At 48.7% G+C, this 22,149-nt stretch carries 17 protein-coding genes and 1 pseudogene; 7 read left to right on the top strand and 11 right to left on the bottom strand.

Annotated elements, in window-relative coordinates:
- Window positions 1-69 precede the first annotated feature (69 nt).
- The 3 genes from WHR59_RS18715 to WHR59_RS18725 form a co-directional block, all read right to left on the bottom strand.
- Entirely contained in the window at window positions 70-660 is a 591-nt protein-coding gene (locus WHR59_RS18715; RefSeq protein ID WP_051642623.1) for a YiiX/YebB-like N1pC/P60 family cysteine hydrolase, read from the bottom strand.
- A gap of 177 nt (window positions 661-837) precedes the next feature.
- Window positions 838-2,226, bottom strand: a complete 1,389-nt coding sequence (locus WHR59_RS18720; RefSeq protein ID WP_087053110.1) for an APC family permease — start codon at window positions 2,224-2,226, stop codon at window positions 838-840.
- Window positions 2,227-2,569: 343 nt separating this feature from the next.
- Window positions 2,570-3,988: a glutamine synthetase family protein gene (locus WHR59_RS18725; RefSeq protein ID WP_200000207.1), complete on the bottom strand. Its 1,419-nt coding sequence runs from the start codon at window positions 3,986-3,988 to the stop codon at window positions 2,570-2,572.
- Between the two features lie 212 nt (window positions 3,989-4,200).
- On the opposite strand from WHR59_RS18725, the gene puuD reads away from it, so the two are divergent.
- From puuD to WHR59_RS18745, 4 genes are all read left to right on the top strand, one after another.
- Complete coding sequence (puuD, locus tag WHR59_RS18730) at window positions 4,201-4,965, top strand: gamma-glutamyl-gamma-aminobutyrate hydrolase (RefSeq protein WP_080625667.1); 765 nt, start codon at window positions 4,201-4,203, stop codon at window positions 4,963-4,965.
- 25 nt (window positions 4,966-4,990) lie between these two features.
- Entirely contained in the window at window positions 4,991-5,548 is a 558-nt protein-coding gene (puuR, locus tag WHR59_RS18735) for an HTH-type transcriptional regulator PuuR (RefSeq protein WP_047413199.1), read from the top strand.
- A gap of 138 nt (window positions 5,549-5,686) precedes the next feature.
- A complete protein-coding gene (puuC, locus tag WHR59_RS18740) occupies window positions 5,687-7,174 on the top strand; it encodes an aldehyde dehydrogenase PuuC (protein ID WP_080625668.1) in 1,488 nt (495 codons plus the stop codon).
- 2 nt (window positions 7,175-7,176) lie between these two features.
- Window positions 7,177-8,457: an NAD(P)/FAD-dependent oxidoreductase gene (locus tag WHR59_RS18745; RefSeq protein WP_016155784.1), complete on the top strand. Its 1,281-nt coding sequence runs from the start codon at window positions 7,177-7,179 to the stop codon at window positions 8,455-8,457.
- A gap of 155 nt (window positions 8,458-8,612) precedes the next feature.
- Here the strand turns inward: WHR59_RS18745 and WHR59_RS18750 are convergent, their stop codons facing one another.
- Window positions 8,613-9,326, bottom strand: coding sequence for a GNAT family N-acetyltransferase (locus tag WHR59_RS18750; protein WP_075145099.1), 714 nt, complete (start codon window positions 9,324-9,326; stop codon window positions 8,613-8,615).
- Window positions 9,327-9,516: 190 nt separating this feature from the next.
- The gene (locus WHR59_RS18755) at window positions 9,517-10,986 is read right to left on the bottom strand and encodes a PLP-dependent aminotransferase family protein (RefSeq protein WP_043015310.1); all 1,470 of its coding nucleotides are present in this window, start codon (window positions 10,984-10,986) and stop codon (window positions 9,517-9,519) included.
- Between the two features lie 126 nt (window positions 10,987-11,112).
- Between WHR59_RS18755 and WHR59_RS18760 the strand changes: the two genes are divergently transcribed.
- Window positions 11,113-11,562 carry a GNAT family N-acetyltransferase gene (locus WHR59_RS18760; protein ID WP_043015309.1) on the top strand — a complete coding sequence of 150 codons (450 nt, stop codon included), beginning with the start codon at window positions 11,113-11,115 and terminating at the stop codon, window positions 11,560-11,562.
- Between the two features lie 220 nt (window positions 11,563-11,782).
- On the opposite strand, the gene WHR59_RS18765 is transcribed toward WHR59_RS18760, so the two are convergent.
- The 6 genes from WHR59_RS18765 to WHR59_RS18790 all read right to left on the bottom strand — a co-directional run bounded on the left by WHR59_RS18765 (window position 11,783) and on the right by WHR59_RS18790 (window position 19,373).
- Window positions 11,783-12,733: an aminoimidazole riboside kinase gene (locus WHR59_RS18765; RefSeq protein WP_043015308.1), complete on the bottom strand. Its 951-nt coding sequence runs from the start codon at window positions 12,731-12,733 to the stop codon at window positions 11,783-11,785.
- Between the two features lie 45 nt (window positions 12,734-12,778).
- A complete protein-coding gene (locus tag WHR59_RS18770; RefSeq protein ID WP_043015307.1) occupies window positions 12,779-13,792 on the bottom strand; it encodes an OmpG porin family protein in 1,014 nt (337 codons plus the stop codon).
- Window positions 13,793-13,804: 12 nt separating this feature from the next.
- On the bottom strand, window positions 13,805-15,298 hold the full coding sequence (locus WHR59_RS18775; protein WP_043015306.1) for a glycoside hydrolase family 32 protein: 1,494 nt from the start codon (window positions 15,296-15,298) through the stop codon (window positions 13,805-13,807).
- Between the two features lie 14 nt (window positions 15,299-15,312).
- Window positions 15,313-16,545: an OmpG porin family protein gene (locus WHR59_RS18780; RefSeq protein ID WP_422388594.1), complete on the bottom strand. Its 1,233-nt coding sequence runs from the start codon at window positions 16,543-16,545 to the stop codon at window positions 15,313-15,315.
- 133 nt (window positions 16,546-16,678) lie between these two features.
- Complete coding sequence (locus WHR59_RS18785) at window positions 16,679-18,115, bottom strand: glycoside hydrolase family 32 protein (protein ID WP_043015304.1); 1,437 nt, start codon at window positions 18,113-18,115, stop codon at window positions 16,679-16,681.
- 19 nt (window positions 18,116-18,134) lie between these two features.
- Window positions 18,135-19,373, bottom strand: a complete 1,239-nt coding sequence (locus WHR59_RS18790) for an MFS transporter (RefSeq protein WP_338843372.1) — start codon at window positions 19,371-19,373, stop codon at window positions 18,135-18,137.
- 264 nt (window positions 19,374-19,637) lie between these two features.
- Here WHR59_RS18790 and WHR59_RS18795 point away from each other — a divergent pair, with 264 nt between their 5' ends.
- Together WHR59_RS18795 and WHR59_RS18800 are read left to right on the top strand one after the other, a co-directional pair.
- Entirely contained in the window at window positions 19,638-20,633 is a 996-nt protein-coding gene (locus WHR59_RS18795) for a LacI family DNA-binding transcriptional regulator (RefSeq protein ID WP_043015302.1), read from the top strand.
- 232 nt (window positions 20,634-20,865) lie between these two features.
- A pseudogene (locus WHR59_RS18800) lies at window positions 20,866-21,133 on the top strand (VOC family protein); the annotation flags it as partial.
- Window positions 21,134-22,149: the final 1,016 nt, after the last annotated feature.

Consider the following 22,149-nt stretch of genomic DNA (forward strand, 5'->3'; position numbering starts at 1 on the left):
CCATTTTAATCTCTATAATGATGCCGTGATTGCACCAGTATTAGATACTATTCTGAATAATGGCGGCCTTTACAATATTCTGTTTATCAAAGAAATATGAGAATCCTGCCATACATCCTCAGGGCTAATAAATCCTTTTGGATTATATGCAATGCTAATTCCGGCATTGTTGAAGCAAGCGTAGACGAGTTCGGAGCAGATGTATTCCCTGTCCTTTTTCGATTTTCCCTTCCCAAGTGCTATCCTCGCAAGGATGCGTGCTATTTCTTCTTTATCATATGGACGGGTTAGTTCATTAAGACCAAAAGCGGCTACTTGCTCAACGGCAGACTTAGACAACGCATCATACCTGGCGAGAACAACCCGGCCTTTGTAAGGTTTCCCAATATCATCATAATCAGATAGATATTTTGATAATGGAGCAAGTCGTACCCCCATATCTTCCACGCTTTCCAGGAGCAACACACGATCTATTTGCGGTAAAACAAAAACAATCCCCACATGGCTCCATGGTGAATCAGTCATCTTTTCAATTGCTTTTGATACCAGGTAGTCTCCGGAGGCGAAAAAAAGGTCACCTGATTTTAACGTTTCACGCAACGTGGCATAATTAACCACTTTCATCGCTTTGACTTGTGCTAAATCAATATGATTTGGCATGTGAACCTCGAAGAGAAAAAAGGATGGTATTAAAAGTTTATCCAACCTGCTGCTATATCTCTCTACGACGAAATAACGATACCGGATCTCTTTTTACGGCCGAGGGCGCCCTTGACGGCACGCCCTGTTGTTAATACCCGAAATAGCAATGTGGTTCGTCGTCTGATTTATTCCCCATCACTCCCAGGCCCGCTCAGATTTCGCGGCATCAAACTGCGGCGGCGGTTTGCGAAAACGTCCGGTCAGCCAGGCGAGATACACCAACCCTAACCCGGCCCATACCAGTCCCAGCGTCAACGATGTCACCTCCAGATTCACCCACAGTACGGCAACGGTGGCGGCACCGACCATCGGCAATACCAGATAATGCAGCTTCTCTTGCCAGGTATGCTTGCGTCCTTCACGACGCCAGAAGTGGTTAAACACGGAGAGATTAACGAACGTAAAGGCCACCAGCGCGCCAAAATTAATCAACGCCGTAGCGGTCACCAAATCAAAAAACAGGGCCGACAGCGCCACAATCCCGACCATAATGACGTTCAGCGCGGGTGTACGCCATTTCGGATGAACATAGCCAAAGTACTTCTCCGGGAAGACATTATCGCGGCCCATCACGTACAGCAGACGCGAAACACTGGCATGCGACGCCAGACCTGACGCCAGCGTATTCACAAAGGTGGTACACAGGAAAATTGACTGGAACAGTTTACCGCCGACGTACAACGCAATCTCCGGCAGCGCCGCATCCGGGTCTTTAAATCGGCTAATGTCTGGAAAGAACAACTGCATAAAGAACGAAGCGGCAATGAAGATCAGTCCGCCGTACAGCGCGGTGAGGAAAATAGCTTTTGGGATGGTACGTGCGGCATCCGGCGTCTCTTCAGAGAGCGTCGTTACCGCATCAAAGCCGAGAAACGAGAAACAGACAATGGTCGCCCCGGTGATAATCGGAATCAAATGCGCATTCTGGCTGATAAACGGTTGCAGCGACCAGACGGTCCCTACCCCCTCGCCTTTGTGCAGCCCCTGTACCACGAGGAAAATGAACACCACGATTATCGCCACCTGTACCAGAACAAACAGCGCATTAAAGTTCGCCACCAGGTTAACGCTTTTCAAATTGGCCGCGGTGAGGATCGCCACGAACATCACTACCCAAATCCATGGCGCAACCCCCGGGAACAGCGCGGAAAGGTAAATTTTCGCCAGTAGGACGTTAATCATCGGCAGGAAAAGATAGTCAAGCAGTGACGACCAGCCGACCATAAACCCCACATGCGGATTAATCGCTTTTTGCGCGTAGGTATAGGCCGAACCGGCTTGTGGAAACTGGCGCACCAGCTTTCCATAACTGATGGCGGTAAACAGAACTCCCGCCAGGGCCAGCAGATAAGAGGCCGGAACATGGCCATTGCTGATACCCGAAACAATGCCAAAGGTGTCAAACACCGTCATCGGCGTGAGATAGGCCAGCCCCATCACCACCACCTGCCACAGCTTCAGGGATTTTCGCAGCTGTGCTTTGCCCGGCTGGGCAGCATGATCCGCAGAAGGATTAGTCGACATAGCTTTCCTCCCCGCGACGAGCCCTGATCTGCGTTCGAAACGTGGGTACAGCAGACCTGGGTCGTGTCGGGGAGGAGAGCCATAAGAAAGGCATCAATGTTGCACGGCACAGGAGCGGTCCGTACTTACTGCGGGAGCCATGGATGCTCACGCGGGGCGGGTTTTTAAACATTGGCATCATCACATTTCCTCGTCACAAACTCTGTCGGTTATCTGAAGACCCGTTGTCGCCCGCGCTCCATTACGCGACATCCGGGAAATGGCAGGTGATCCTGCAATTTTTACGGGCTGGCTCCGCTCAGCCCGCATGATGCGACTTCTTTTTCAATGACCTGTACAACGGTCAGGCGTTTTTCAGCATCCACTCAATTTCAGTGTCGGTAATCAGACGTTCAAACTGGATAAGCTCATCGTTTTTACAGGCGTGATACACATGGCTAAACCGCTCCCCGAGCAATTCACGCAGACTGTCGTTTTGCATGAACTCCCACAGCGCATCGCTCTGGCGGATAGGAAAAGGTAGCCCTTCCTGCTCCAGTCCGTTGCCTTCCACCTCATCCTGCAACGGCAGTTCGTTATCCAGACCGTGGAGGATCCCCGCCAGAATGGTCGACATCACCAGGTACGGGTTAGCATCCGCCCCCGCCACGCGATATTCAACCCGATGGTTATCACGATCGCCGCAGGGAATACGCAGCGCCACCGTACGGTTGTTGTGCCCCCAGGAAGCCTGGGTCGGAACATACATCCCCGGCTGGAAACGGCGATAAGAGTTCACGTTCGGCGCCAGCAGCGCCATTGACGCGGGCATCAGATCAATCATCCCGGCAAGCGCACGCTTAAGTAATGCGGAATCATCGCCATTCGCATCTGCCAGCACGTTCTCGCCTTTGTTATTCATAATGCTGATGTGGATATGCATCCCGCTACCGGCATGCTCCTCATAAGGCTTTGCCATAAACGTGGCATGCATCTTGTGTTTTTCTGCCACCAGCCGTACCAGGCGTTTCAGCGCCAGCGCGTCGTCGCAGGCGTCGAGTACGTTATCGGTATGGTAGAGATTGATTTCAAACTGCCCCGGGGAGGCTTCAGCTACCGCGCCGTCTGCCGGGATCAGCTGCAAACGGGCCAGTTCATCGATATCGTTGAGCACATCTGCAAAGTGGTTCAGGTTATCAACAGAGTAAACCTGACTTTGGGTATTACGATCGTCCGTTCCCGGCGCGCACGGCGGCTGCAGATAACCTTCGGGATCGCGCTTACGATCGAGTAAATAGAACTCCAGCTCTACCGCTACGACGGGGAACAGACCGCGCTGGCGTAGTTTCTGCCAGAGTCGGTTAAGTACGTTCCGCGGCTCAACGTCAAAGGGAGCGCCATCTTCATCCAGCATCGTCAGCATCATCTGCGCAATAAACTCCGGATCGGCGGCCGAAGGGGTTAACGTGCCGGCCACCGGAACACAGGTCCGATCCGGTTCGCCAAGCTCCTGGCCTAATCCCGCCTCTTCGACCACATTGCCAAGAATATCCATCGCGAAAACGGATGCCGGGAAATAGCAGCCTTTCTCTAACTTATGTAATCCTGCAACCGGAAGGCGCTTACCGCGAAAACAGCCATTAAGGTCGGTTAACAGCACATCCACATACTGCGTATTGGGATACCGTTCCAGATACTGTTTAACTTCACGCGCAAACGCGCTACTTCGTCTCTCTTCAGAATGCTGAACAAAATTCTCAACTTCTACGATATTGGTTTCCATGATTCACCGCCGTTGGCCTGGTAAGCTGTTCTGTGATTTGACTGTTAAATATAATGTCCACTCTTCGACTCTGGATGCAAACAAATTGTTTGTCAAATGTTAAATTAAGTTTGCTAGAAGGTTATTCCGCTGCTAGATTGAGAAAATAATGAACGGAATGGCGCAACAAGGAACCGTTTGGCAATAATTTATTCCAAAACGTGAGGTCGATCATGGGCAATATATTTGACAAGCCAGTTATTGGTGTCGTGATGTGCAGGAACAGGCTTAAGGGTCACCAGACCCAGACTCTGCAAGAAAAGTACCTGAATGCGGTATTAAATGCCGGTGGATTACCGATAGCGCTTCCCCATGCGCTCGCGGAACCCGAATTGCTAAACGCACTGTTACCGAAACTGGATGGTATCTTCCTGCCAGGAAGCCCAAGCAATGTGCAGCCGCACCTCTATGGTGAAAATGGCGATGAGTCTGACGCCGATCCCGGGCGTGATCTTCTGAGCATGGCGCTAATTACCGCCGGGCTCGAAAGGCGCATTCCCATTTTCGCCATCTGCCGGGGCTTACAGGAATTAGTTGTCGCCACTGGCGGGACTCTGTATCGTCGCCTGTGCGATCACTCACAGTTCCTGGAACATCGTGAAGATGCAGAACTCCCGGTGGAGCAGCAATATGCACCATCTCATGAAGTCCAGGTTCAACAGGGAGGATTGCTATCTCAGTTAATACCAGGTTGCAGCACGTTTTGGGTTAACTCCCTGCATGGTCAGGGCGCAAAAACTCTTGGCCCGCAGATGCGCGTGGAAGCACGCTCGCAGGATGGATTAGTGGAAGCTGCCAGCGTCCATGACCATCCTTTCGCGCTCGGCGTGCAGTGGCACCCGGAATGGAACAGTAGCGAATACGCCCTGTCGCGTTTGTTACTTGAAGGTTTTATCACCGCTTGTCAGAACCACCTCGCTGAAAAACAGCGACTCTGACCACTACTGTTAAGGAAATGCAATTATGAGCGATGACGGCCTGGCGCCGGGTAAACGTTTGTCAGAGATCCGCCAGCAATTGGGTCTTTCGCAGCGTCGTGCCGCCGAACTGTCTGGGTTAACGCATAGCGCCATCAGCACCATAGAGCAGGATAAAGTCAGTCCTGCCATCAGTACGCTGCAAAAGCTATTGAAAGTATATGGGCTGTCGCTCTCCGAGTTCTTCGCGGAACCGGAAAAGCCTGACGAACCGCAGGTGGTTATCAATCAGGAAGATTTGATTGAGATCGGGAGTCAGGGAGTATCCATGAAGCTGGTACACAACGGAAATCCGAATCGTACGCTGGCAATGATGTTTGAAACCTATCAGCCAGGCACGACAACCGGGGAGAGAATTAAACACCAGGGTGAAGAGATTGGCACAATACTGGAAGGTGAAGTGATACTGACCGTCAATGGTCAAACGTATCCTCTGGTTGCAGGACAAAGTTATGCCATAAACACCGGCATACCTCATAGTTTCAGCAACACCTCGGCAGGGATCTGCCGCATCATCAGTGCCCACACTCCCACCACTTTCTAATAAGTAGCGGCCTGAGTTTCTCAGGCCTTCTTAAGTAACGCGCATTAACAGGGTACATCCCTGGGGCATCGTGCAGCCTGATTTTGCCTGAAAAAGAACAGCAACGAACTTTATCTTATTGATATAAAAGGAGTAGCTATGAACTTTCAGAATCTTAAATATTGGCGTGAGAAAGCCAGCCATTATTCGCCGGAAACCCGTTTATTTATTAACGGCGAATATTGTACCGCCGCTGATAACGAAACCTTTATTACGCTGGATCCGGCAGGACAACGTCCACTGGCTAAAGTCTCCCGCGGTAAAAAAGCGGATGTGGACCGCGCGGTCACCGCAGCCCGTACCGTATTTGAACGCGGGGACTGGTCGCAAGCCTCACCCACGGAGCGCAAAGCGGTACTGCACAAACTCGCCGATTTAATGGAGCAGCATCACGAGGAACTGGCGCTACTGGAAACGCTCGATACCGGTAAACCGATTCGCCATAGCCTGCGTGATGATATTCCAGGCGCCGCACGTGCCATCCGTTGGTACGCCGAGGCGATAGATAAAGTCTATGGCGAAGTTGCCACCACCTCGGTGAACGATCTGGCGCTGATTGTGCGCGAACCGGTGGGCGTGATTGCGGCTATCGTCCCGTGGAATTTTCCCCTGCTGCTGGCCTGCTGGAAACTTGGCCCGGCACTGGCTGCGGGCAATAGCGTGATCCTCAAACCTTCCGAAAAATCACCGCTGACCGCCATTCGCCTTGCTGCGCTGGCTAAAAAAGCGGGTTTGCCCGATGGCGTTCTCAGCGTTGTTAGCGGATATGGTCACGAAGCGGGCCAGGCGTTGTCGCTGCATCCGGATGTCGATGTGATCACCTTTACCGGCTCGACCCGTACCGGCAAGCAACTGCTCAAAGACGCTGGCGACAGCAATATGAAACGCGTCTGGCTGGAGGCCGGAGGTAAAAGCGCCAACATCGTGTTTGCCGACTGTCCGGATCTACCGAAAGCCGCCGCGAATGCTGCGGCAGGTATCTTCTATAACCAGGGTCAGGTCTGTATCGCCGGTACGCGTCTGCTGCTGGAAGAGAGTATTGCCGATGAGTTCATCGCGCTGCTGAAAGAGCAGGCGAAAAACTGGCAGCCCGGCAACCCACTGGATCCGGAAACCACGATGGGCACGCTTATCGACAACGCGCATGCCGACACCGTGCACGGTTTTATTCGCGACGGTGAAGCGCAAGGCACGCTGGCGCTGGATGGCCGCAGCCACGTACATCCGGCGGCTATCGGCCCGACTATTTTTGTCGATACCGCGCCGCAAACCCACGTCAGCCGCGATGAGATCTTCGGTCCGGTACTGGTCGTCACCCGTTTTAGCAGCGAAGCCGAAGCCCTGGCGCTGGCCAACGACAGTGACTACGGCCTGGGCGCTGCGGTCTGGACCCGCGATTTGTCGCGCGCCCACCGTATGAGCCGGCGCCTGAAGGCCGGTTCGGTCTTCGTGAATAACTACAACGACGGTGATATGACCGTGCCGTTCGGCGGCTATAAGCAAAGCGGTAACGGACGCGATAAGTCCCTGCATGCGCTGGAAAAATTTAGCGAACTGAAAACCATCTGGATCTCCCTGGAGTCTTAATCATGACTGAACATACCAGCAGTTATTACGCCGCAAGCGCCAATCAGTACGAACCGTTTCCCACCCTCAGCGAATCGGTGAGCTGTGATGTTTGCGTCGTGGGCGGTGGCTATACCGGTCTCTCCTCAGCCCTGCACTTAGCCGAGATGGGTTACGACGTGGTGTTACTGGAATCCGCGCGGATTGGCTTTGGGGCCAGCGGACGCAACGGCGGTCAGTTGGTTAACTCTTACAGTCGCGATATCGACGTCATCGAACGCACCTACGGCCCGGATGCTGCCAAAATGCTTGGCAGCATGATGTTTGAAGGCGGCAATATCATCCGCGAACGCATCAAGCGTTATCAGATCGAATGCGATTATCGTCCCGGTGGGCTGTTTGTGGCGCTGAACCACAAACAGATGGAAACGCTGGAAGAACAGAAGTCGAACTGGGAACGCTACGGCAACACGCAGCTTGAGCTATTAGACAGCAGTGAAATTCGCCGCGAAGTCAGCAGCGATCGTTATGTCGGCGCGCTGCTTGACCACAGCGGTGGCCATATTCATCCGCTGAACCTGGCGATTGGCGAAGCTAACGCCATTCGTCTGAACGGCGGACGCGTCTTCGAACAGTCGCCGGTTACCCGAATTCAGCACACCAGCCCGGCGGTGGTCAGCACGGAAAAAGGTCAGGTGACGGCACGCTTTGTGATCGTCGCGGGCAATGCCTACCTCGGTGACAAACTGGAGCCTGCGCTGGCAAAAAGCAGCATGCCGTGCGGCACGCAGGTGTTAACCACCGAACCGCTGTCTGCGGAGATGGCGCGCTCGCTAATCCCGAAAAACTACTGTGTGGAAGATTGTAACTACCTGCTGGATTACTACCGTCTGACCGGCGATAACCGCCTGCTGTACGGCGGTGGCGTAGTCTACGGCGCTCGCGATCCGGACGATATTGAGCGTCTGGTGATGCCGAAACTGCTGAAGACCTTCCCGCAATTGCAGGGGGTAAAAATTGATTACCGCTGGACCGGTAATTTCCTGTTAACGCTGTCTCGCATGCCGCAGTTCGGGCGTCTTGATACCAACATCTACTATATGCAGGGCTACAGCGGTCACGGCGTGACCTGTACCCACCTGGCAGGACGGCTGATTTCGGAACTGCTGCGCGGGGACGCCGAGCGCTTTGACGCGTTCGCCAAATTGCCGCACTACCCGTTCCCGGGAGGCCGCAGCCTGCGCATTCCGTTTACCGCCATGGGGGCGGCATACTACAGCTTACGCGATCGCCTTGGGGTTTAAGTTCTTCCGCGATAAACCCGACGCACAGGGCGGTCCCCCCTGTGCGTTTTTTTATTCCTGGGAAGCGAAAAACAGTGGCGATTTTTGTGCGCTTCACTGACCCTGGCCAGCGTGATCTTCACCGCCAAAATCACCCAGTTTATTCGAGGAGCCTTTTATCCCCTTTCCATCAGTTCCCCAAGACGTTTAATCTGCCGTCCCTGGCTATCGAAATTACCCTCATCGAGCCACAAATCGTAGGCAGGACGGAGTATCGGGTACTCGCCGTCAATGATTGAGTACCATGCGGTGTCACGATTTCGTCCGCGGGTAACGATAGCCTGCCGAAATATACCTTCAAAACTGAAGCCAAAGCGCTCTGCCGCCCTACGGGAAGGCGCATTGAGGGCATCACATTTCCATTCAAAACGGCGATAGCCCAGATCCTCAAAAACGTACTTTAAAAGCAAGGATATGACTTCCGTTGAAATTCGCGTGCGCTTCATGCGAACGGAGTAAGAAACATGCCCTACCTCAATCACACCATTTGCGGGATCAATACGCATCAGTGCAAACGTACCAACAGGCTTCATACTGACTAAATCGATCACAGCAAAATGCATTGGATCTGTCTGTTCTTCCATCTTTTTTACATAAACCAGGAAGACATCAAATGTTTCAAAAGGCCCAACTGGCAGATATGTCCAGTCACGATTATCGCTTGCTTCGCCGTACGCTTCATAAAGATCCTTTGCATGGCGTTCGGCGTTAATACGTTCAAGCTTGCAATAGCGACCTGCCATTTGCTGAACCAGTGGAAAGGGAGCACCTTTCCAGTCAGACAAAGACTGACCTACGGGTTGATGGAATTGATTAAAGCTGCCCGACATATCCACACCTCTTACAAAACAGGACTAAACCCGCGCAGAATATGATCAAACCAACCCGACCAAAAGAACCACAATGCGTGTTTTTTACGGATCCACAGTATTTCATTGTGCAAAAAACAGACATCATATTTTAGGCGTAGTCAAAAAAGCGCACGACAGCATTAATGATAAGAGCCGAATACACTATAATTTAAATAACCTGAGCCAGACGGCGTATTCCATCAATAATTGCTTCAGAAGGATGATTAGCAAAACCAATCAAAATTCCCTGTCGCGAGACATCTCCCTGATAATAACGACTCAGTGATAGTATCCCCATTCCGAGAGCTCTGGCTTTCTCCTCGACTTCATTTCCGGTCAATCCGTTTTGAAGCCAGCACACAATATGAACCCCAGAGTCCGAAGGTTGGACAATCATTTTATCAGCCAGATATTGGTGAATGGCGTTGACCAGCACAGTTCTTCTTTCATAACACGCCTTGCGAATTCGACGCACATGGCTGGCATAATGTCCATCCCCAATAAAATTGGCCATCACTGCCTGCTCAAGATAGCTGGTACCGAGATCGGTAAAATATTTCGTCACCATAATCTGTTCTTGTAAGCCTGGCGGGACAACTAAAAAACCTAAACGAAACTCTGGATACATCATTTTAGAAAACGTTCCGGCATAAATTACCCGTTGGTTCTGATCTAATCCCTGCAATGCTTGTAAAGAACGATCGGCATAACGGAATTCACTATTATAATCATCTTCAAATATCCATGCCCGGTTAGACCTCGCCCATTCCAGCAACTCAAAACGCCGGGAGAAACTTAACGTTCCACTTAAAGGGTATTGATCCGACGGAACAACGTAGGCGAGCTTAGCGTCAGGAAAATGATCAATACCATAGCGGACGTTCATTCCTTCGCTATCTACCGGTACCGGCCTCACCATTGCGCCAACAGACATAAAAGCCCCTCGGGCGCCTTTGTAACCCGGGTCATCCAGCCAAACCTCACTTCCTGTCGACAGCAGCGCTCGTGCAGTGATGTTCAATGCCTGTTGAATACCATTTACGATGATTATCTGTTCTTCGTTACAGTTCACTCCACGCGTTGTTTTAATGTAGTGGCAAACTGCTTTTCTCAAAGGAAGGTATCCGCAAGGATGAGTGTGAGCCCCCAGTTGATGTCGGGATTGTCTCCAGACCCGTTGCAGCAACTTGCCCCATAATGCATGCGGGAAGAGATCCGTACAGCCAACGCCAACCGCGAATAGGCGGTTCATGCCGCGCCCTTCATACTCATTTGACCATAAATCGTGAACAGGATTATCTCGGCTGTGAACCTGTTCATCAGGCGCGACGACGCCCCCCGACTGCACATTTGGGTAGCTATTGCTGATACTCCGATCCGGAATATTGTGTGCGACATACGTTCCAGACCCTTTGCGGGTCAGGATATACCCTTCATCTAATAGCCGGTCATAACCGGCAATCACTGAGTTTCGTGAAATTGACATCATCTCGGACAACGCCCGGGTTGAAGGCATCTTCGTTCCTGCTGGTAATCGGCCTGCAAGAATGTGATCACGAAGAGTGTGGTAGACCTGTTCTTTCACGACACCTTTTCCTAAAACAAATCCTTGAAATAAAGGTGCATTATTTTTTTTCATTGTATTAACCTTTACGCTAAAAGTGGATCCTATCAATAGATGAAAAGTGTCTCTTTACGATAATTTATAAAAACCTTAGGATCATCATCCTAACACATTATTCTTATAAAATATCAGGAGAGATATATGAACAACAAAAACAGTATTACTATTGAAGCCGCAAAACAGCAAGACTACGTCAACTGGCTTCCTTTATGGATAAATTACCAAACATTTTATCGTACTAAAATTTCAGATGAAGTAACAAAATTAACATGGGAGCGTTTCCTTACGCCGAGTGAACCTCTTTATTGTGCTGTCGCGAAATATGATGGCAAAATAGTGGGTCTGGTGCATTATCTCTTTCACCGCTCAACCTGGGCAGAATCAAATTATTGCTATCTCGAAGATCTATTTGTTAGTGAAGAGGTTCGTGGTCAACATATCGGGAAACAACTTATCGAGTATGTTCAACAGCAAGCACAGAATCACCACGCGTCAAGATTATACTGGCACACGCATGAAACTAACCTGCGTGGACAACGACTGTATGACTGGGTTGCCAAAAAGAGCGGGATGATCGAATATCGTATGTGAGGAAAGTAATACTCAGGACAAATATTAATTATTCAATACTAAAAAATAAAAGATTAGCCTCTGAGTAGATATACTCAGAGGATGTATCTATCAAGCATCAAAAAGGTAAAGAGCCGGTATGGCAAAAATAAAGTAAAAATCCCCGCCATCCGATGATGGATGCGGGGACATTCACAAAGATCATAGAGAGTTAAAATTATTAAACTCGCCGTTATTATGCTTAAACGTCTTTTATTTCGTAGTCCGGTAGATGACATTGCGTAATAAAAGCATTCAGCGCTTCGATATCCGGCAGTGCGGTCAGCGCCCCCTTGCGGGTTGTCGCGAGCGCACCGCAGCCACTGGCCCAGGCGATAGCCTGGTGGAGCTGCTCAACGGACTCTGGCATCCGGTTGTCTGCCAGCCAGGCCAGCAAACCGGCGACAAAAGCATCCCCTGCCCCAGTTGTATCAATGCTATCGACGGCATAGCCGTTGAAATGGATCACATTATCCTGCCAAAGCACCATTGCGCCTTGCGCTCCGTAGGTCACAACTTTCAATTGTGCAGGAAGCGCTTTTAGGCCGTCGAGCGCATGGGCAAAATCGTGTGTACCCGTCATCCAGTACCACTCTTCTTCTGAAAGCTTAAGAATGTCAGCCTGTGAAGAATACTGGCGCACCACCTTGAGCATTTCATATTTATCAGGCCACATTTGTTCGCGTAAATTCACATCGAAACTCAGTAATCCGCCGCATTTCTTAACCTGACAGATTGCGGTAGCCAATGTATCACGGCAAGTCTCGGCAACCAGAGCCAGGGAACAGAAGTGCAGAATATCTTCGCTGAAGTCTGGAAGCGCAGCGGGTGTTAAATATTGATCCGCGGAGGGATTAGTTAAAAATGTAAATCCGCGTTCTCCACCGTTACCCAGTGAGACCAGCACCGTACTGGTTTGGTGCTGATTATCCAACTGAAGGCTTGTGGTTGAGACGCCTGCATCGAACAATGTTTTTTTCAGAAAATGGCCAAAATCGTCATCACCAACCCGACCAATAAAACCACTTTGTCTGTCTAAACGCGCAGTACCAATTGCCACATTGAATGGCGCTCCTCCTGCACAAGCTTGATATTGCATGTCTGCAAGCGGTAAAAGATCCACCACCGCATCGCCAAGCGTCCAGATAATCATGGTATTTCCTCAACAATAATTAACGCATTTATTTAAACGTGACTGTTAAAAGTTATAATCCAGCATCAGCTTATAGTCGGTCATTATGGCATCACCATTAGTGACCCAACTGCCATTCTGGTTTATTAACGAACCGGTAATCTCCCCGGACACCGTAAACCGAGAGGTCAATGGATAATTTGCTGACAATTTCAGAAAACGGTTACGGGTATTCTGGAATACCTCTCCATCTTCATCCCGCGCATTATTTTTCTTATAATGCCCATATCCACCGCTAAATGTTGTGGATAATTTACCCCAGTTACGCCAGACGCCGACTGATGATGTCCAACTTTTTTCATCAATATCCCCCCATTGCGCACGGTCTAAAATTGCAGAAGCGAATTGCTGGCGGAACCAAACTCCGGTGGTATTGTTAATAATGTATTGAACGCCAGGTTCAATCTGAAAAGAACGTATATCCCGATCATTTTGTGCCCCCCCATTACGACGATGGTCAATCTGCTGATACAGGTAATTAAAGAATGAGAAGTTGTCCGTAACACGCAGATCGGTAAAGAATTTGATACGTCCCTGCCACCGATCCTCGATGGAAGAACTTCCTCCCATGACGTCCCAGCCATAGCGTAGACGCTTGTAGAAATATTCATGGCCGATAATCAACTGAGTCCACTGATTTTGGCTGAGGTATGTTTGATCCTCCCATGTCCCGTTATAGTTGGTGGTTCTACCTTCAGAAAATGCTAAATACCAGCCGGGTAACGCATCATGGCGCATCACCCCTTGTACAAATGTCAGTGAATCATTTCCGCTGTGGAAATGGCTGTTACGCCAGTTATTGTCCTCAATGGCATATTTCATTTTCAGTTGACCATGAACACGACCACCGGCGGGGTTGGAGGAACGGGTTGAGGTCCACATCACGTCTTCATCCAGATAAGACCATGGATCCACAGCAATAACTTTTCCCGATGCATCCTTCATGATGCTCATGCTCGCATTCGCCAGCGACGGAAACAGAAGAACAAAAATAACAGACAGGGCATGATAGTTTTTCATAGTAATATCTCGTTATATTATTTCTTTTATTTTCAATGTGGCGTGAAAATTATCATTTTGCGGCAGGCTAATACTCCATGGTTTCTCCGGCATGGAATACATTCGGGTACTGAATGCGGCTTTGTTATTTATATAAAAAACAGCAACTGAGTCTTGAAGCAAAACACGTAACTCTATTTTCTCATCAAGAGGAACATTTACCCATGACTCCGCGTTCGCCTGATGAATAGAGGCAAGTGGTGCATTGAAAAAATAGACCTTGCCTTTGCTCTTATTGAACACAACGTTGAGCTTTGCGTCGCTCACCCTGTCGTCAATCAGACCAAAACTCATCACCATTCCGGCAGAGGGGATATCTATCGTTGCACTTAACTCACCTCGTTTGGGCAGCGGTGGGTATACCGCAGATTGTAATGGACCAAACTGTGTTGCTGTTTTTAGCATTTTACCGCTTTTTAAGGTGGTCACCGGACCGGGGTTGTCATTAATGACTGTCTGAAGTTCCTGCGAGAGGATGCTTTTGAGCTGCCCCTGCTCATCCGCGATGAGCTCATGAACAACCAAATTTCCAGCCCAATCAATGTTGCCACTGTCACTGCTTCCTGCCTTGGTTGGGATCCAACCAAAAACAAACAGACGATCGTTTTTAAGCGCCAGTTTTCCCGCGTAAAACCCCGAGCCATCGACCGCATAATTGTCCATCTTTCGCCACGGCCCATCAGGATTATCCGCAACCCGGTACTGGGTCAGGCGTAGCGGCCATTGGTCGCTAAAGCTGAGATACCAACGTCCGTTAAAGAAAACCAGTGTCGGACATTCGAGGTTAGAGTTACTGGTAATCGTGTCATTATCAAAAAATACACCACGGTCTTCCCAGTTCTTCAAATCGGTTGAACTGTACCGGGCAATGACACCGCGCCCGTCGCGACGGGTAGTAATTAACATCCAGTACTCTTTCTTTTCTTCGACCCAAACAACATGAGGATCCCGGAAGTCATTCCCGCGATAATTATCGCCTGGCAGGATCGTATCTTGTGGATGTTTCACCCAGTGAAGACGGTCTTTACTGGTCGCGTGCATAATGGACTCAACCGGAAACACATTTTCATTGTGCGCGGTATACCAGGCATGCCAGGTATCGCCAACTTTCACAATCGAACCGGTTCCTAATAATAGTTCAGGGTCGTCAACGTCATTAACGTAAGGAATCACTTCGGAATGGTTCTGATAGTTATATAAATTGGTAGTCGATAGCAAATGAATAGCATGGACCCCCAAATCGCTACCACCGCGCACATCATTAAGATAAAAAATATCAAATTCACCATCATTATAAACAGGCATTGGGTCACCAATAAAAGAACCTTCTACCCGCGGAAAAAAATCATTAACATAGCTAATACTTTTATTGTGTAATGTTTCTTTAGACGGCTGCGACCAGGCTGGCATATTGATAAGCGAAAGCGCCAACAGAGCGGCAGATACCACTAATATTATTTTTTTCATATCACACCTGAATATCAGAAGTTATAGTTCACGCCAACCACGGTAAAGGGATTCCACGAATGGCCGGTAGAAGTCCAGAGCCCGGACTCTTTTGTGAATTGTGCTTTGAATTCACCATATAATCGAACTTCACCAAAGACTGGATAGCTGATGGTACCGCCAATGAATTTATAACGACCGTCATAAAAAATTTCTTTAGCATTGCTAGCGTTATCTATTTTGTCCTGACCGAAGCCTAAATACAGGGAGGTTAACAGAGGATACCAGTTTCGCCAGAGTCCAGCCGTAACCTTCCATTCTTCTTCTACAATATCGCCCCAGCTCTCGCGTTCCTGCCGGTTATAGTAATAATAGGGCCGCAAATACAGACCAAGATCGGGATTCACGCGATATTGAATAGCAGGCTCGATTTCAAAAATATATTGCTCAAGATCGCCATTCCCCGGCTCGTTGCCCTGCGGCTGGTATTCACCATAGGCGTAACCGGCCAGGCTCCATTTGTTGCTCAGTCGCAGGTCTTGCCAGATTTTATACCTGCTTTTCCAACGTTTAGTTGCCGTTTCTGAACCAACCATGACCTCCGTGCCGATATTACCGCGCCAGGTTTCAAAAATATGACCGACAAAAAACTCATTGATCGTATTTGTGCCCTTGTAATCCTGGTTACTAAATTGACCTTTATAGCTATCCTCGCGGGCGTTCCAGAAACCAAAGTACCAATTGGGTAGCTCGTCGTGCCTTAAAAAAGCCTGAATAGTGGCAAGTTTGAATTTGCCACTATTTTTCTTATTATCGCTCCAACGAACATCATCAATCTCTATCTGAGTTCCAATATTTCCGTGTAGACCACCAGCCTCCATATTGCGGCCAATACTGTTCCAGTGAACAGGAGGATCTTCCTGCCTTAAACGCAACAGACTGACATCTTCTGGGGAATCTCCTTTATTATTCGCATTCACCTCATAGGTTTTATTTTCAGTTGCTGCGGATAACGTTGCAGGCTTGGACGACGTCGTTGGCAGCGCCGTTTTACCTACAGCGTTACGTGACGTTTGCTCATTACCTTTAATTGTTGGCGATGTACTCGTTACGTTGGTTTCAGATTCATCCAGAAAATAGCTTTGATAGTTTCCTGTATAAGTAACTGGTTGTTCTGTATTATCCTCAGCGATAGCGGAAAACGCTGTGACTGACGTTATAACACAGGCTAGTATCTTCTGTTTTAAAATAAGCCTTTTGATATTCATCGCAGAAACGCGATAGTGAGGCATTAATATTTCATCCATTTCGTTATCTCATTATTTTAGGCAAAATATGCCAGCCAAAGACTGGCACAAATAAAAGCTCACAATGTAAGAGGTAAAGCGAATCGGGACTATATTATTTATCTAAAGACCAGTATCCGGCTTGCTGTAATGTGGCAACTCCATGATTCGCAAACAGTGAAAGATCGCGCTGGGCCGGGTGAGGATATATTCGGCTACTTAAGCACGCATCACCATCATTAACAAATACCTCTACTGATGAGCGGTCGATAAATATACGTAATGTCAGTAAACCGTCTGCTGGCAACGGAATACTGCGAGTTCCTACCAGCGAATATTCTGGATAGCGACGCTCCACTATCAGACGCTGAGCTTGATTATCGGCGTAAATTCTTAGTCCATCCCCTAATGCCATACCAAACTGTTCAGCCGTAGAGGCGTTCAGATCCCATACCAGTTGTACCTCGACCGCTTCGGCATCAGCCGTAATAAGGACTTTCTGATTACGCAGGCAACACGCGGGTGTTGGATAATAGCTGCCACGCAGCGCGGTGACTTCGTCAGCGGGTTTCATCCTCACCCGATAGTCATCACCAAGGCTCAGTTCACGCGGTAGAGACAACATTCCGGCCCAGCCGTCCTGCTGCTCAGGCATCGGCGATTCCCACATATCCAACCAACCGATAACAATGCGACGATTATCCGGAGTCAGAAAGCTTTGCGGAGCATAAAAGTCATGACCGTGGTCCAGCTCAATAAATTGTCCATCATGGGTGAATGGTTGACCGGGCTGCCATTCACCAAGTAAATAACCGCTCTGAAAAAGGTTGCGATTGCGATAACCTTCCGCCGCGATCCCCTGCGGAGAAAACATCAGCACCCGCTTCCCTTCCAGAGTAAAGAAATCAGGGCATTCCCACATATATCCCATTCCTTCATCAGCCTCGGCAAATATCCCTTCGTCTTGCCATTTACGGAGATCGGATGAACTATACAGACGAACCTGCCCCGTATTTTCCACACGGGAACCGACCACCATGTACCAGCGCTCACCTTCGCGCCATACCTTCGGATCGCGAAAATGATGCAGTCCTGACGGTGTATCAATGACCATACCATGTCGCTCAAAATGGATACCGTCACGACTGGTTGCCAGGCACTGCACCTGGTAGAGATTGTCGTCTGTGTCTGGCGAACCGTGAAATTTATGTCCGGTATAAATCAGCGCCAGCGTATCGCCATCCACCACGGCGGAGCCGGAGAAACAGCCGTCCACATCTGCTGGACCTTCCGGCGCCAGCGCGACTGGCATATGTTCCCAGTGCACCAGATCTTTGCTGCGAGCATGCCCCCAGTGCATTGGTCCCCATTCAGGAGAATAAGGGTGATGTTGATAAAACGCATGATACCACCCATCAAACCATACCAGGCCGTTAGGATCGTTCATCCAGCCTGCGCGAGCAGCGAGGTGATACCGCGGATACCAACGCGGATTAATATCGGCTTGTGCTTTTTCAAGCGTCTGTTCGGTCTGTTCTAACAAGGATGTCATCGTCTTTACTCTCAGTACATTACGCAACGTTTTGCTGCAAAAAGGATGGCTCAGATGAGGACTTATTTGAGCGCAAAAGGAAAATGGAAATAAACGTGGTGCAAAACACCATAATTCCCATGATTAGATAGGATTGGGCGAAGCCAAATTTTTCATAGCTAAAGCCTGCCAGTGGGGACAGTACGGTGCCAATAATTGAACTGGTGCAGGCGAATCCAACCAGATAAATCGTGGAGGACAGACGCTTGTCAAAATTCAGACTGTTGTATTTAAAAATGGCGACTAACAATATCGGCAGTTCGACAGCGTGAAGTAATTTTGTAATGGAAATAAGCAGTGGCCCTTCCACCAGCCCGGAAGCGATCATACGCATCGCCATCACCATTCCTGCGAATATCAAGCCATTTTTAGCGCCAATACGGTTAACCAACCAGGGGGCGCAAAACATGCCAGCGGCCTCCAGAAAAACCTGGAAAGAGTTTAAATAGCCAAACATTTCATTCCCTTCTCTTAATGACGGGAACTGTGAAGAGAAATAGACAGGGAATTGCTGATCGTATACGCCGTAAATGCAGGTGCCGACCACGAAGAATATCAACGCCCAGAAATGTGGAAGAGTAAGGAGATTCAGAGCATCTTCCAGAGAGACTTTTTTAGCACCGATTTCGAGTTTTTCCATGCTTGCCGGAGCCGCGACTTTTAAGCGGGCCAGCAGACAGAAGAAAATTATCCCAGAGCAAGAAGCCACCAGGAAGTTAAGGTCAGGGTTAATGTTAAACAGTAGCCCGGCAAAAAACGTAGCCACAGCCCAGCCCAGAGACCCCCACATGCGTGCCCGACCAAACTCAAAGGTACTCTGACGCGCAACACGCTCGGTGTAGGACTCCAGAACGCCAATACCGCCGTTAAATGTCAGCCCGATAAACAAACCGCCGAATACGCTCCCAAGCAAAATGTTGATACTCAGTAAATAGCTAAACAGCAAATAAGCGGGACCGGAGAGAATGAGTAATGTGGTGATGCACCATAACAGATGTTTGCGTAAGCCTAGTCGGTCCTGAATAAAGCCATAACAAACCTGAGCAAACAGCGCGGAGACGGATAGCACGGAAAAGATAATTCCGGTTTCCGACGCCTTTAGTCCCACTTCCTGATGCAGCCAAATAGAGAGGAGTGAACTTGATGAGGACCAGGTCACAAAGAAAAAGAACAACAGCGCGCTGAGCAGCAGATAGCTGCGAGAAGGTCTTTTTTTCATTTACGTAATCTCAGGGAAATGACATGTCAAGATGGTAACGTTAACATTTTGCAGGTACACTTGATTTTGGCGCGATAATCGATGTTAATCACAAAAGTTAACGTTAACATTATTATGTTAGGATCAAGCTCACATTTTTTATCGTCGCTTGCAATTCTTCATGGTTCGATGCCTAGAATAGGTATTTGTCTTTGTTCACAACCCGTTAATAGATGGATTGGGTACAAAATCTGGATTGGGTAGTTAGTATTTTTACGGAAGACTATGGCATCTCTAAAAGATGTGGCCAGACTGGCCAATGTATCGCTAATGACCGTATCTCGGGTGCTGAACGATCCGAAACGTGTGAAGCCAGAAACCCTGTCCAGGGTACAGGAGGCTATATTACAGCTCAATTATGTACCGGACCTCTCTGCCCGCCAGGTTCGTCGTGTCGGTTCCAGGAATAAAACGATTGGCGTGCTCGCGTTGGATACTGTCACAACCCCTTTTTCAGTGGACATTACGTTGTCTATCGAGGAAACCGCACGCGCGTACGGCTGGAATAGCTTCGTGGTTAACATGTTTGCTGATGACAATCCTGACGATATTGTTGATCTACTACTCGCACACCGACCCGGAGGGATCATTTTCACCACGATGGGATTACGTGAGGTGAACGTTCCTTCCAGGCTGCTGAAGCATCCTTGCGTACTGGCCAACTGTGAGAATAAAGGAGAACCCGTTGCCAGCTATATTCCCAATGATGAACAAGGGCAGTATACGGCAGTAAAGGCGCTATTATCAGCGGGGTACTGTCGCCCTCTTTGCTTGCATTTACCGGTCAACCATTTAGCAACACGACGCCGCCGTCGGGGGCTTGATCGTGCCTGCCGTGAAGCCAATATTAATCCTGACACGCTCAATCACTGCTATATGCAATATGGAGATGAACACTATCGTGATATTCCGGACATTTTGCTGAGATATATAGTTCAGGGCATCCCACAATTTGATTCGGTAATTTGTGGTAATGACCGTATCGCATTTATGGTATATCAGACCCTGTTAACACAGGGGATCCGCATCCCACAGGACATTGCCGTTCTGGGATACGATAACCTCGTCGGGATTGGAAATTTATTCTTACCGCCGCTATCCACAGTCCAGTTACCACATTATGAGATTGGTCGGTTAAGTACGTTGCACATTATCAATGGCGACAGCCACCGGGAGAAAATTCTGGTCGACAGCCCCTGGCTACAACGAGAATCATTTTGAACATGCCGACAGGTTCCCCCATTTACGTCATTATGACGGGATAACCATCAGGTACTGCTGGCGCAGGCTATGATTATGACCTGAAACTCATCTTTATGTTCCTCTTTCCTGATATCGGGCCGTTGCCATAGCGATTGAGTTGAATTCGAGTCTTGATTTCACCAGTGCTCAAAAATCGTTCCCCCCCTAAGTCCTCTCGCCGTCAATTGTATGTTTATTAATCAGAATAAAACTACTTGGGCAACCGCAGGCCAGGCGTAATGAAGAAGGTGTGCCGTGAGGAACGTTCAACGGCAACCACTCCGTTGGCCTGTGCATCAGCTGCCCCTTTGATTGACAACCTGCCAGAGCTGGTAACGGCACGTTGGTGGCGCTGAAAGCGCATTCCGTCTAGCATACTAAGCAGTTGTACCTACTCGCACTAAGCCTGGGCAACAAAGATGAAGGCGCGCCGGGGCATGGGCCCGCAGTATGGTCAGGGCTACTACAGTAGTACCTAAGTATGTGATCCGGATGGCAATAAGCTCGCGTCTATCTATTATGCGGCAGTACCCGGACGGATGCATTACTCAGCAGTTCTGTCTACGGGGATACTTAACGAGATCACTATTTCAGCCCAGGTGATCCCTTATAAAAAGTTGCTGCTCTACGACTGCACGCAAGACATGTTCAAAAAACTTAGAACCAAACAGCGGATTAAATCCTTCCCCTAAGATGAAAAGACATGAATACGACACGAGGGGTGAAACGTGGTAATCGTTACATGACAAAGGTAACGATACTCACAGTTGTAAGATGAACGTTGTCGGTCAAAAGACGAGTAAGTTATGTGAATTGCATAGAACTGAGATGCCTGCGGGCTCTATTTTCAGAAGGCAGTTTACCTTTATTAGGGTAATCCCATATATGGCAAAGAGCAGGCGTTTCACTAATAATCTGGTACTGCGCAATCGTTGTCATTGAACAGCCCAGAGCCGACAACATTACACAACAAATTCTGTCTGTGGCGGATCTCAAGGGCCACAACCTGCACAGGGAAAAGTTCAACGTTAATGATCTCCCCATCCTAAATCAAGCAACTCCAATGAACACAGATATAGGTACTTACACAACTTACAGTCGAAATAAATTATTTCACTTTTGATATTACATTTTGTATCACGGTGAAAATTGTACATACATTTAAATATTGAAATTCCGAATTAGAGTGTTGACATCAAGTTATGATTTAATTGATTGATTTAACTGATTAAATTCACACCAGGACTTAATTTATTTTTGTAGTTAATTTCGAAATTAATAATGTAATGTGAATGTGGTCACAACATAGCACATATTGCATGCTATAAGGTCTACCTGCAGTATTAAGTCTCGACTTCTAATCTATGGCAGGGGAATATTTCTTACCCAGGAACTTTATGTTTCTGGATATGAATGAATTGCTTTTCCTGTCATGCATTCTATCGTCTTGAGACAAGGCAAATCATTTTTCTGAGCATTACGCATTATTACAAGA

The sequence above is a fragment of the Citrobacter europaeus genome (genome assembly GCF_037482245.1).
Classification (GTDB): Bacteria; Pseudomonadota; Gammaproteobacteria; order Enterobacterales; family Enterobacteriaceae; genus Citrobacter; species Citrobacter europaeus.

Bases quoted from the DNA above. Each gene is read 5' to 3' on its own strand.
- WHR59_RS18720 (WP_087053110.1), bottom strand. From the start codon at position 2,226: ATGTCGACTAATCCTTCTGCGGATCATGCTGCCCAGCCGGGCAAAGCA.
- WHR59_RS18760 (WP_043015309.1), top strand. From the start codon at position 11,113: ATGAACAACAAAAACAGTATTACTATTGAAGCCGCAAAACAGCAAGAC.
- WHR59_RS18795 (WP_043015302.1), top strand. From the start codon at position 19,638: ATGGCATCTCTAAAAGATGTGGCCAGACTGGCCAATGTATCGCTAATG.
- WHR59_RS18785 (WP_043015304.1), bottom strand. From the start codon at position 18,115: ATGACATCCTTGTTAGAACAGACCGAACAGACGCTTGAAAAAGCACAA.
- WHR59_RS18715 (WP_051642623.1), bottom strand. From the start codon at position 660: ATGCCAAATCATATTGATTTAGCACAAGTCAAAGCGATGAAAGTGGTT.
- WHR59_RS18745 (WP_016155784.1), top strand. From the start codon at position 7,177: ATGACTGAACATACCAGCAGTTATTACGCCGCAAGCGCCAATCAGTAC.
- WHR59_RS18770 (WP_043015307.1), bottom strand. From the start codon at position 13,792: ATGAAAAACTATCATGCCCTGTCTGTTATTTTTGTTCTTCTGTTTCCG.
- WHR59_RS18725 (WP_200000207.1), bottom strand. From the start codon at position 3,988: ATGGAAACCAATATCGTAGAAGTTGAGAATTTTGTTCAGCATTCTGAA.
- WHR59_RS18775 (WP_043015306.1), bottom strand. From the start codon at position 15,298: ATGAAAAAAATAATATTAGTGGTATCTGCCGCTCTGTTGGCGCTTTCG.
- WHR59_RS18765 (WP_043015308.1), bottom strand. From the start codon at position 12,733: ATGATTATCTGGACGCTTGGCGATGCGGTGGTGGATCTTTTACCGCTT.
- WHR59_RS18750 (WP_075145099.1), bottom strand. From the start codon at position 9,326: ATGTCGGGCAGCTTTAATCAATTCCATCAACCCGTAGGTCAGTCTTTG.
- puuD (WP_080625667.1), top strand. From the start codon at position 4,201: ATGGGCAATATATTTGACAAGCCAGTTATTGGTGTCGTGATGTGCAGG.
- puuC (WP_080625668.1), top strand. From the start codon at position 5,687: ATGAACTTTCAGAATCTTAAATATTGGCGTGAGAAAGCCAGCCATTAT.
- WHR59_RS18755 (WP_043015310.1), bottom strand. From the start codon at position 10,986: ATGAAAAAAAATAATGCACCTTTATTTCAAGGATTTGTTTTAGGAAAA.
- WHR59_RS18780 (WP_422388594.1), bottom strand. From the start codon at position 16,545: ATGAATATCAAAAGGCTTATTTTAAAACAGAAGATACTAGCCTGTGTT.
- WHR59_RS18790 (WP_338843372.1), bottom strand. From the start codon at position 19,373: ATGAAAAAAAGACCTTCTCGCAGCTATCTGCTGCTCAGCGCGCTGTTG.
- puuR (WP_047413199.1), top strand. From the start codon at position 4,991: ATGAGCGATGACGGCCTGGCGCCGGGTAAACGTTTGTCAGAGATCCGC.